Here is an 11,291-nt window from a genome sequence, read left to right as displayed (position 1 = left end):
AAACCGAGTAAAATAATCAGATTTTGTTGACATAGGCCCTTGTTCCATATTAAAGTTATGATACTCTGTTTAACCGAATCAAGTAAGTCCCCCATTTCAAATGCGAAAAGATTAAGTGGTGGGTTGGGACTTGCTTGTGTCAGGTGGAGTACAAGCTTAACCTGACAAGCAGCGATAGCTGCTATTCGGTTATAAACAAGTAGCGAAGCGGATTGCGAATATCCGCTTGACGGCAGAAAATCTACGTTACGGAGGTATAACAGAAAAGCGCGCTTTTACTGGAAGAACTTATGAAAAAATTTATCGGAAATAAGGCGTTTTACAGAATGGTGTTGACAATCGCCATTCCCATTATGGTTCAAAACGGGATCACCAACTTTGTCAGCCTGCTGGATAATATTATGGTGGGTATGGTAGGGACAGAGCAGATGTCCGGCGTGGCTATTGTAAACCAGCTGATCTTTGTCTTTAACATCAGTATTTTTGGAATCATATCGGGAGCAGGTATCTTCGGCGCCCAGTTCTTTGGCTGCGGAAGGCATGACGGAGTGCGGCATACATTCCGGTTTAAAATCATCTGCTGCGCGCTTCTGTCTGCGGTTGCAGTAGCTTTGTTCTACTTCTTAGGAGAAGATATGATCGCCATGTACCTCCATGGAGAGGGGAATGATGGGGAGCTTGCGACTGCACTGATGCATGGAAGGCGGTATATGCTTGTCATGCTGATTGGTTTGGTACCCTTTGCGATTGAGCAGGCTTATGTCAGTACCTTGAGGGAGTGCGGAGAAACGGTAGTTCCCATGAAAGCCGGAATTGTGGCAGTCATGGTAAATCTTGTGTTTAATTATATCCTGATCTTTGGTAAGCTTGGAGCCCCGGTTCTGGGTGTAGTGGGGGCGGCAATAGCAACCGTTATGGCCAGATTCGTAGAAGCAGCGATCATAATAGTCTGGACTCATAGGAATCCGAAAAAGAATCCGTTTATTTCAGGAGCTTATAAAAGCTTTTATATACCGGCTGGCCTTGTTAAGAATATCTTTATTAAGGGGACACCTCTTATCGTAAACGAAGCACTTTGGGCTGCGGGAGTGGCTACTTTGATGCAGTGCTACTCTGTAAGAGGATTGACTGCGGTGGCAGGCCTTAATATATCCTCTACCATAGGAAATGTATTTAATGTGGTTTACTTAGCCCTTGGAAGTGCGGTCTCTATCATTGTGGGACAGCTTCTTGGAGCCGGAAAAATGGAAGAAGCCAGGGATACGGACACGAAACTGATTGCCTTTTCCATTGGTTCTTGCGTGCTCATGGGAGGACTTTTAGCAATCACAGCCCCTCTGTTCCCTATGATCTACAATACCACGGACGAGGTCAGGAGCCTGGCCGTCCAGTTTATCCGCATACTGGCTTTGTGTATGCCGATGAACGCATTCATGAACGTGGCTTATTTTACCCTGCGATCCGGTGGGAAGACGTTTATCACATTTTTGTTTGACAGTGTATTCATGTGGGTGGTCAGCATTCCGGTTGCCTATACTCTCAGCCGGTATACTGTCATTCCTATCGTACCGCTATATTTCATGTGCCAGATGGTGGAGATCATAAAATGCATTGTTGGCTTTGTGCTGGTGAAAAAAGGTGTGTGGATCCATAACATTGTGTTGGGGCAGGACGATTAAATAAGATAATGAGAAATAATTTCAAGAAATCTCTTGTATTTCATTTTCGTTTATGATAATATAAAGGTAGTTAGTTCAAACTAACTACATGTGAATATTCTATACATCAGACGAACCCTCTGATGATACCTTCAATTGACCTGTGAGGGATCATGACTCCTCCAATAAGCCGCTCCTGTTACCGCATGACAGGAACGGCTTTTTTGGCACGGCTCGATATGACGTAGAAGTTGTAATAACCTGGACAATACGATATAATTGGAAGAGACTTGAGTTTGGAGGAATTACATGAAATCATTAATTATAGCGGAAAAACCGTCGGTGGCCAGGGATATTGCCCGGGTCCTTCACTGCAATAAGAACAACAATGGAGTAATCGAAGGGGAAAATTATGTGATCACTTGGGGACTTGGCCATCTGGTGACGCTTGCTGACCCTGAAGACTATGATCCCAAATATAAGGAATGGAAGATAGAGAATCTTCCCATGATGCCGGACCAGTTCCGGCTTGAAGTGATCAAACAGACCGGCAAGCAGTACCGTGTGGTAAAAAACCAGATTCACCGTGCAGATGTGGGTGAAATCATCATTGCCACGGATGCCGGACGGGAAGGGGAGCTTGTAGCCAGACTGATCCTTGAAAAGGCGGGGAATAAGAAGCCAATAAAAAGGCTCTGGATCTCTTCCGTTACGGATAAGGCCATTAAGGAAGGATTTGCAAAATTAAAAAATGGTCATGAGTACGATAACCTGTACGATGCCGCCATGTGCCGTGCCGAAGCGGACTGGCTGGTGGGTATCAATGCAACCAGGGCGCTGACCTGCAAATACAACGCCAGCTTAAGCTGCGGCCGGGTGCAGACCCCTACGCTTGCCATCATCGCAAGGAGAGAAGAGGAAATCAAAAATTTTGTTCCCAAGCCTTACTACGGCATTACGGCCAAATGTATAACCCCGGCCCTTTCCTTTACCTGGCGGGATGAGAAATCAAAGAGTTTCCGTTCCTTTGATAAGGACCGGGTGGAAACCCTTCTAAATAAAATGAAAGCCCAGGGCGAGGGCGTGGTTACAGAGGTAAAAAGCGTTCCGAAGAAGATGGATTCTCCTCAGCTTTATGATTTAACGGAGCTGCAGAGGGAAGCCAACCGAAGGTTCAACTATTCTGCAAAAGAGACGTTAAATATCATGCAGAGGCTTTATGAAAACCACAAGGTCCTTACTTACCCCAGAACAGATTCCAGGTATTTAAGCTCGGACATCGTTCCATCCATCAAGGAAAGACTGGAGGCCTGCGGCGTTGGCCCATACCGGAAGCTGGCCGGAAGGCTGATGAACCAGAGGATCCAGGCAGCTCCTTCTTTTGTAAACGACAAGAAGGTGACAGATCATCATGCCATCATTCCTACGGAACAGTTTGTCCAGATGGAGCATATGACCATCGACGAGCGGAAGATCTATGATCTGGTGGTCCGCAGGTTCCTGGCGGTACTATATCCTCCTTTTGAATATGAACAGACAGAAATTACCTTGGATTTAGGAGGAGAAACTCTTGCGGCCAGAGGGAAGACCGTAAAGGCACTGGGCTGGAAGGAAGTTTATGAAACTCAGGATGAGGAAGACGAGGAGCAGGAATTAAAAGAGCAAAATCTTCCTATTATGAAAAAGGGGGACCGGCTTGCAGGGCTTAAGGTTACCATGACCGAAGGAAAGACAAAGCCCCCGTCACCCTTTCAGGAAGCGACCCTTCTTTCCGCCATGGAAAATCCGGTTTCTTATATGGAAACAAAAGACCGTGATATGGCAAGGACCCTGGGAGAAACAGGGGGACTTGGGACCGTGGCCACAAGAGCGGATATCATTGAAAAGCTATTTTCCAGCTTTCTTTTAGAACGGCGTGGGAAGGACATCTATTTGACCTCCAAGGCCAAACAGCTGCTCACTCTTGTACCAGAGGATCTAAAGAAACCGGAGCTGACGGCTGAATGGGAGATGAGACTTTCCGAAATTGCTGGGGGCAAATTAAAACGTGCCGCGTTTATGAAGGACATCAGACAGTATTCCGGTGATCTGATTCATCAGATCAAGTCAGGCGAAGGCAGTTTTAACCATGACAACTTAACCAACCACAAATGCCCGGTCTGCGGCAAACGGATGCTGGCAGTCAAAGGAAAAAACAGCGAGATGCTGGTCTGCCAGGACAGGGAGTGCGGGCACCGGGAGACAGTTTCCAGAACCAGCAATGCAAGATGCCCGGTCTGCCATAAGAAGCTGGAGCTTAAGGGAAAAGGAGACGGACAGATCTTTGTCTGCAAATGCGGCTACAAGGAAAAGCTTTCTAACTTTAAGGAACGGCGTGCCAAGGAAGGCGCCGGGGTATCCAAAAAGGATGTGGCAAAGTATTTGAACCAGCAGAAAAAGGAAGCGGATAAGCCCATCAATTCAGCTTTTGCAGATGCGTTTGCAAAGCTGAATCTGGGAGGAAATGAGGATTAACTTGTTCGCTGATCGTCTAAGTCACGGCCTGGACAAATGGAGGCCGTGACTTAGGACCATGTAGTATAGGAAAAGGATGTCTTTAGTCAGACATCCTTTTTGTGAATTAGGGATCAAAACTAGGTAAAAATTTAGTAAAATTTTACTTTACTTATTGACGCTAACAGAAACTGCAATTATAATGAAAATTGGAAGGTGAGGATATAGATTATGGCTACAATAAAAGAAATTTCACAGCTTGCGGATGTATCCATTGCAACGGTATCTAGGGTATTAAACCAGGATGATACCATTGTGGTAAGTTCGGAAGTGAAAAAAAGGATATTCAGAATTGCCCACGAGTTAAAATATGTCCCACCCAGGAGGCGTCATGCGCAAAAAGAAAGAGGAATTGTCATAGGAGTAGCTGACTGGCATATTATCCGGAAAGACCGGACCAACATCAGGCTTTCTTCCTTGGACTTAATCGCAAAGTCCATGTCAGGAAAAAATGATGTACGGTTTGAACGTCTGGATAAAAATCAGCCTGGACAGTACGACGGTATCATGGCCTTCGGCGTTTTTTCGGAGGAAGAGATGGAGTTTCTGCGTATGCAGAGTTTTGCCATTGTATTCATCAACTCGGATCCAAAGGATTATGAGTATGACAGCATTGTCATGGACTTTAATAAGGGAATCCATGAAATGCTGGACTATCTTATGGACCAGAAAAAATACTGCAGCGTCGGCTATATCGGAGGAACTTATGAAGAAGGCCAGGTAAGAATCGGTTACCGGAGACTGGAAGGAATCCGGGGAGCTTTTATGCAGAGAGGCTTTTATGAGGAAGAGAATTTTTACATAGGCGATATCAGCAGGAAAAGCGGTTATAATCTGGCAAAACAGGCAATCCAGTCAGGCCGTCTGCCGGAAGCGGTACTCTTAGGAAGCGAAGAGGTCGCGGAAGGTGCTTTAGAAGCTTTTCAGGATGCAGGACTTCGCGTGCCAAAGGATGTGGCTGTGGTCATCTATAAGGACATTGAGACCCTGGAATCCAAATGGCCCTCGTACACCAAGGTCCGGATGTTTCCTGATATCGTGTGGCAGACAGCGATCAAGCTTTTGTTAGAACAGATCCAGGAAGGCCGTAAGGACAATATGACAATTTATCTCCCGACAAAGTTAGAGGTAGGGGACAGTGCGTGATGACTCATGATCCCAAGAACCGATGAATCACACAAAAAGGAGAGCAGTATGAAAAAAACAGTTTCTGTATTAATGGCAGCAGCACTTTGTGCAGCGATGATAGGCGGATGTTCTGGCGGCAGCCAAACAGCAGCCACAACCGCAGCAGGGACCGAGGCAGCGTCTTCTGCAGCAGGAGAAACCACAAAGGCGGAGGCAAAAGCTGAGAACAAGAAGGTTGATAAACTGAATGTATACTTTGTTCCTTCCAGAGAGCCACAAGAGATCGTAACCGCCACAGAGCCTTTAAAAGACATGCTGAAGTCAGAGCTGGGAAAAGAAGGTTATGATATCGGTGAAGTAGTAATTACGGTTGGAACCAGCTATGAAGCGGTTGGAGAGGCTCTTTCCGCAGGTACTGCAGATATCGGTCTGATTCCTGGAGGAACTTATGTCCTTTATGATGATGGCGCAGAAGTGATTCTTACGGCCACCAGGGATGCATTGAGCAAGAATTTTGATTCCGCAAAGGACTGGAATGACGGTAAGGCAACCGAGGGAACCAAAGATCAGGCAACTTCCTACCGCGCGCTTATTATTGCAGGACCTTCTGAAAAGGGAAAAGCGTTGTCAGATAAGGTAAACAAGGGCGAAGCGCTGACCTTTGAGGATTTAGACGGAGCAAACTGGAGCGTTATGTCATCCTCTTCACCAGCAGGATACATTTATCCCTCCTTATGGCTTCAGGATAATTTCCAGAAGAATATTTTAAATCTTTCCCACGCAGTTCAGTCTGATTCTTATGGAAGTGCATTTGCAAGACTTGCTTCCGGGCAGGTGGATGCTCTCTGTACCTATGCGGACGCCCGCAGGGATTATGAGGAGAAATGGAAATCTGAATACGGAAGAGCCGGCTCCATCTGGGAAGAAACAGGTGTAATCGGTGTGACTCCTCCTATTTTCAATGATACGGTCAGCGTGAGCAAGACCTCCAAAATCATGGATGAAGCGTTTATAAAGGCAGTTCAGAACGCATTTATCAACATTGGCAACACGGAAGAGGGCAAGAAAGTCATCGCCATCTACAGCCACAATGGATATCAGCCTGCACAGAGCTCTGATTATGACAATGAACGTGCGGCACAGAAGATGATTAAGGAATTAAATGCGAAATAAATAATACACACAGGCTGCGGAGGCGTCGTAAACGGATAACATTTGCGGCGCCTCCGCACTCTATCCTGGGAAATGAGGAAAATATGATTGAATTTAATCAGGTGGGCAAGAAGTATCCCAATGGTTTTCATGCCTTAAAAGATGTGAACTTAAAGATTGAGCAGGGGGAATTTGTAGCGATCATCGGCCTTTCCGGTGCCGGAAAATCAACCCTTCTCCGTACTATTAACCGCATGCATGATATCACGGAAGGAACCCTGACCGTGGATGGGACTGATGTGATGCAGTTAAAGGGAAAGGAGTTAAGGCGTTTCCGCCGCAGGATCGGCATGATCTTCCAGTCCTTTAACCTGGTGACGAGAACCTTGGTTATTAATAATGTTCTTATGTCAAAGGTGCCGGAATTGCCGTTTTTAAAGGCTCTGTTTGGCATTTATCCAAAGGAGGATAAGCTGGGAGCCTTAGAGGCACTTGACAAGGTGGGAATCCTTGATAAGGCGTTTGTCCGTGCGGATCAGCTGTCAGGCGGTCAGCAGCAGAGGGTCGCGCTTGCAAGGACCCTGGCTCAGAATCCCCAGATCATTCTGGCAGATGAGCCGGTGGCTTCTCTTGACCCGGTTACGGCCAAACAGGTTATGGGAGATTTTTTAAGGATCAATAAGGAAATGAACATTACCATCCTGTTAAATATTCACCATGTGGATCTGGCACTCCAGTATGCAAGCCGCGTTGTAGGCATACGGGCTGGTCAGATCGTATACGATGGCCCCTCCTCTGAAGTTACCCAGGATATTTTAGATGAAATATATGAAGGAAAAGAAGAGGAGGCAGCAGGATGAGTTTATATGACAAGATATTTCCGCCCAGGAAAATCGTATTGTCCAGCGGAAAGACCGTCTTTCGACCGGCCTCCAGGCTTCCTTTGATCGCTTTGATCCTGGTGTTTTTAACTGTGCTTTCCGTGAAAATCACCGGGTTTGACATGAGGGTCTTGTTGGAAAGGGGAAATCAGTTCTTTGTAATATTAGGAATGATGGTCCCTCCGGCATTTTCCTATAGCTCTCAGGTGTGGAAGCCCTTGTTTGACACCATCAAGATGTCGCTTCTTGGGACCGTGGTTGGCGCGGTGCTGGTCATTCCTTTTGCTATGGCAGCTTCCACCAACATCATAAAAAGTCCTGCAGTCGTCAGCATCATGAGATTGTTCTTAAGCATTGTAAGGACACTTCCCACTTTGGTGACCGCTCTGATCGCTACTTATGTGTTCGGTCTGGGTACCCTGGCAGGAACTACGGCCATTGCCGTTTTCACCTTTGCCTACATGGGTAAGATTTTATATGAAGAGATTGAAACTGCCGATATGGGAGCCTTTGAAGCCATGGAGGCCATCGGAGCCACCAAGGTCCGGGCCTTTGTGAGTGCCATCATTCCTCAGGTGCTTCCTTCCTATATTTCCAATGGATTGTTCTGCTTTGAGGGTAATGTCCGCTATGCAGCGATTTTAGGCTACGTTGGCGCAGGCGGCCTAGGGCTGATTCTGAATGAGAAGTTAGGCTGGAGAGAATATCCCAGTGTGGGTATGATCCTTATCATGCTGTTTGTTGCCGTATTTTTAATTGAGTCGGTGAGCCGTTACTGCCGCCGGAAACTGGTGTAGGAGGGCTGACAGATGAATAAACAGATTGAAAAAGCATATGAAGAACGCCCAAGAAACACCGTATACCAGATAACCGTGTCCGTGATTGTCCTGGCTCTTATTCTATGGTCAGGCTCTGCCGTGGATTTTTCAGGAAGCGGACTTGGAGGGCTTAAAATTGCCGGTAATATTTTAAACGGAATCCTTCACCCGGACAGGAAACTGCTGTTTAATTTGACCGTACAGGGAGTTCCATACCTTCTTTTGGAAACGGTCTGCATTGCATTTTTAGGAACCATTGTGGGGGCATTTCTCGCCATTCCCTTATCCTTCTTATCCGCTTCCAATTTGATGCCGGCTCCCATTGCCTATTTGAGCCGTCTGGTGATCATGGCGGTGAGGACCATTCCGGCCTTTGTATACGGCCTTATGTTCATCCGCGTCAGCGGACCCGGTGCATTTACCGGACTATTAACCATGTCTGTCTGCTCCATTGGTATGGTATCCAAAATGTATATTGAAGCCATTGAGGATCTGGACACCAGGATTCTGGAATCCTTAGATGCCTGCGGCTGCAATACATTCCAGAAAATCCGGTATGGAATCCTGCCCCAGCTGATTCCCAATTTTGCATCTACGGTTATCTACCGGTTTGATATTAACTTAAGGGATGCAACGGTTCTGGGACTGGTGGGAGCCGGAGGTATTGGTGCACCCCTGATCTTTGCCATGAATGCCTACCGGTGGAATGAGGCGGGAGCGATTCTGGTTGGTCTTGTTGTTTTAGTTCTTATTGTGGAATACATATCCACCAAAATACGTGTGAAGCTGGCCAGGGGGTGATCAATTGGAGAAACAGGCAAGAATTTATTACACCTCGGATGTGCACGGATACCTGTTCCCCACCTCTTACGGTGACAGAGAAGAACGGCCCATGGGACTATTAAACTGCATCTCCAATTTTAAAAAGGACGGAAATACTCTTGTATTTGACGGAGGAGATACGCTGCAGGGCGCACCCTTTGCCACCTATACCACTTCCCGGAAGGAAGCTGTCCCTGGAATACACCCCATAGCAATGGTATACAACGAGGCAGGTTACGATGCCGTTGTTCCGGGAAATCATGATTTTAATTTTGGCTATGAATGTCTTGCAGAATACGTTCAGGCACTTAAAGGAATCTGCCTCTGTGCCAATGCTACAGATTTGGAAGGAAAGGCACGGATAGCAAGGAGCCATGTCTTTACGCTGAAAAATGGGCTTCGCCTGGGAGTGACCGGCATTGTGACAGATTATGTAAATGTATGGGAACAGCCGGAGCATTTAGAGAAGATTCATATTACCGATGCTTTTGAAGCAGCGAAAAAAGAGCTGCAAGTATTGAAGAGCCAGACAGATATCACCGTATGCATTTATCACGGCGGCTATGAGTGTGATCTTGACAGCGGAATGGTTTTAAGTACATCAGGAGAAAATGTGGGCTGCCGCATATTAAAGGAGCTGGATTACGACCTCCTTTTGACTGCCCACCAGCACATGTCTCTTCCCGGAAGAGATCTTTTCGGAACCCATACCCTGCAGCTGGCGCCTAATGCCACACAGTATGCCTGTCTGGATATCAGATTTGAAAACGGGAAGGTCTCAGTGAAATCGTCCATATGTCCCGCCGGTGAGGTTCATGAGAAAGAGCCTTACGAGTCTCTGCTTCCTCTGGAGGAGGCGGTGCAGGAATGGCTTGATGTGGACATCGGACGTTTAAAAGAGCCGGTTCCGGAGAAGAGCAAGCTTGAAATGGCCCTTTATGGGTCGTCCATCGCAGACTTTTTCAATCAGGTTCAGCTGGAATATTCGGGAGCGGATATTTCCTGCGTTGGCCTGGGTAATTCGCCCATCAGTCTGCCGGATCATGTGACCATGCGGGATCTGGTGCGGGTATATCCGTTTTCCAATACCCTTGTAGTCCTTGAGGTAAAGGAAGAGTCTCTTAAAAAGGCTTTGGAGCGCTGCGCCGAGTATTTTACTTTAAGAGATGGAAATATCGAGATATCAGATGTGTTTTTGAAACCGAAAGTGGAGCATTATAATTATGATTACTTTTCCGGAATAACCTTTGAAGTGGACTTAAAAGAGTCTGTAGGAAACCGGGTGAAGAAGATTTTGTATAAGGGAGAGCCTCTTGCGGGCCGTCCTTTAAGCCTTTGTATGAGCGACTATCGGGCCAGCGGCACCGGAGGTTATGATGTATACAGGGAATGCCGGGTTATAAAACGCATTGGAACTGAGGTTCCCCAGATGTCCCTGGAGTATTTGAGTAAGCATTCTGTTGTGGAGATTGAGAAAAACGGCGGGCTGGTTCTGCTATAATAGAAATGACACTGCTCTTCCTAAAACTTTAAGGTAACGAAGCCATAACTTTTTGTGCGTTGGCACAAAGAGTTATGGCTTCTTTTTTTATCAAAAACTCATGCCTAAAAGCCTTGTCAAGGTATCAAATATCGACGCAAAGGTCATAATTTATATTGTCCCCGTTGAAAGAATATTCATTTTTAAGTATAATGGTATTATTACATTTAATGAAAAAGAGATAAAACCATGGAGGAATTATGAGCATCAGGGTTGTAGTAGTGGATAACTCAGAGGAATTATTAATCAAGCTGACTCGTATTTTAAAGGAAATAGACGGAATTGAGCTATGCGGTAGCTTCAATGAAGCCATTACGGCCATACAATACGTGAGAGAAAATCCGGTAGATATGGTGTTTTCGGATGTGGTCATGCCGGACATCAGCGGAATTACTCTTGCAGCTAAACTGTATGAATTTCCGAACCCACCGGAGGTAGTGCTTCTTTCCGGCATTCCAGGCTTTTCACTGGAAGCCTGGAAGATACGGGCATTTGGCTTTATTATTAAGCCCTATACAAAAACGCAGATTATTAAAATGATTGATCAATATAAAATGAATAAAAAAGAAGTCGTATAAAACACGTAAAAGATAGCAGGCAGTGATTTTTGCCTTTACAGAAGCAGGATAAGTCTGGATAAAATGGTTATACAATTAAAAGGGGTTTTTGCGTTTTATGTAACGCAAAAACCCTTAAATAATCTTTTCATATCTGCGGAAAGCCTTGTATTCTCTTACTT

Annotated in this window: 9 protein-coding genes; all 9 read left to right on the top strand. The window is 46.0% G+C overall.

What is annotated here, in order from left to right:
• Nucleotides 1–290: 290 nt before the first annotated feature.
• The 9 genes from ACHZES_RS12965 (at nt 291) to ACHZES_RS12925 (ending at nt 11,130) form a co-directional block, all read left to right on the top strand.
• Nucleotides 291–1,679 carry an MATE family efflux transporter gene (locus tag ACHZES_RS12965; protein ID WP_395549130.1) on the top strand — a complete coding sequence of 463 codons (1,389 nt, stop codon included), beginning with the start codon at nt 291–293 and terminating at the stop codon, nt 1,677–1,679.
• 288 nt (nt 1,680–1,967) lie between these two features.
• Nucleotides 1,968–4,172: a DNA topoisomerase III gene (locus tag ACHZES_RS12960; protein ID WP_395549129.1), complete on the top strand. Its 2,205-nt coding sequence runs from the start codon at nt 1,968–1,970 to the stop codon at nt 4,170–4,172.
• Between the two features lie 210 nt (nt 4,173–4,382).
• The gene (locus tag ACHZES_RS12955; RefSeq protein ID WP_395549128.1) at nt 4,383–5,357 is read left to right on the top strand and encodes a LacI family DNA-binding transcriptional regulator; all 975 of its coding nucleotides are present in this window, start codon (nt 4,383–4,385) and stop codon (nt 5,355–5,357) included.
• 48 nt (nt 5,358–5,405) lie between these two features.
• Nucleotides 5,406–6,512, top strand: a complete 1,107-nt coding sequence (locus ACHZES_RS12950; protein WP_395549126.1) for a phosphate/phosphite/phosphonate ABC transporter substrate-binding protein — start codon at nt 5,406–5,408, stop codon at nt 6,510–6,512.
• An 83-nt stretch (nt 6,513–6,595) separates the two neighbouring features.
• Entirely contained in the window at nt 6,596–7,351 is a 756-nt protein-coding gene (gene phnC, locus ACHZES_RS12945; RefSeq protein ID WP_038283355.1) for a phosphonate ABC transporter ATP-binding protein, read from the top strand.
• Nucleotides 7,348–8,169 (top strand): phosphonate ABC transporter, permease protein PhnE, encoded by an 822-nt coding sequence (gene phnE / locus ACHZES_RS12940; protein ID WP_038283357.1) that lies wholly within the window; start codon nt 7,348–7,350, stop codon nt 8,167–8,169. Before phnC ends, phnE (ACHZES_RS12940) begins: the two co-directional genes overlap by 4 nt.
• Nucleotides 8,170–8,181: 12 nt before the next feature.
• The gene (phnE, locus tag ACHZES_RS12935; protein ID WP_154527143.1) at nt 8,182–8,991 is read left to right on the top strand and encodes a phosphonate ABC transporter, permease protein PhnE; all 810 of its coding nucleotides are present in this window, start codon (nt 8,182–8,184) and stop codon (nt 8,989–8,991) included.
• Between the two features lie 4 nt (nt 8,992–8,995).
• Complete coding sequence (locus ACHZES_RS12930) at nt 8,996–10,513, top strand: bifunctional metallophosphatase/5'-nucleotidase (protein WP_395549125.1); 1,518 nt, start codon at nt 8,996–8,998, stop codon at nt 10,511–10,513.
• 239 nt (nt 10,514–10,752) lie between these two features.
• Nucleotides 10,753–11,130 (top strand): LytTR family DNA-binding domain-containing protein, encoded by a 378-nt coding sequence (locus ACHZES_RS12925; RefSeq protein ID WP_038282170.1) that lies wholly within the window; start codon nt 10,753–10,755, stop codon nt 11,128–11,130.
• Nucleotides 11,131–11,291: the final 161 nt, after the last annotated feature.

Source organism: Lacrimispora sanguinis, assembly GCF_044987295.1.
GTDB lineage: Bacteria > Bacillota > Clostridia > Lachnospirales > Lachnospiraceae > Lacrimispora > Lacrimispora celerecrescens_B.
Note: the sequence above shows the minus strand (reverse complement) of the source record. Positions and strands in the feature narration are given on the sequence as shown.

Coding starts and splice junctions, on each gene's coding strand:
- phnE (WP_154527143.1), top strand. CDS start 8,182: ATGAATAAACAGATTGAAAAAGCATATGAAGAACGCCCAAGAAACACC.
- ACHZES_RS12950 (WP_395549126.1), top strand. CDS start 5,406: ATGAAAAAAACAGTTTCTGTATTAATGGCAGCAGCACTTTGTGCAGCG.
- phnE (WP_038283357.1), top strand. CDS start 7,348: ATGAGTTTATATGACAAGATATTTCCGCCCAGGAAAATCGTATTGTCC.
- ACHZES_RS12960 (WP_395549129.1), top strand. CDS start 1,968: ATGAAATCATTAATTATAGCGGAAAAACCGTCGGTGGCCAGGGATATT.
- ACHZES_RS12965 (WP_395549130.1), top strand. CDS start 291: ATGAAAAAATTTATCGGAAATAAGGCGTTTTACAGAATGGTGTTGACA.
- ACHZES_RS12925 (WP_038282170.1), top strand. CDS start 10,753: ATGAGCATCAGGGTTGTAGTAGTGGATAACTCAGAGGAATTATTAATC.
- phnC (WP_038283355.1), top strand. CDS start 6,596: ATGATTGAATTTAATCAGGTGGGCAAGAAGTATCCCAATGGTTTTCAT.
- ACHZES_RS12955 (WP_395549128.1), top strand. CDS start 4,383: ATGGCTACAATAAAAGAAATTTCACAGCTTGCGGATGTATCCATTGCA.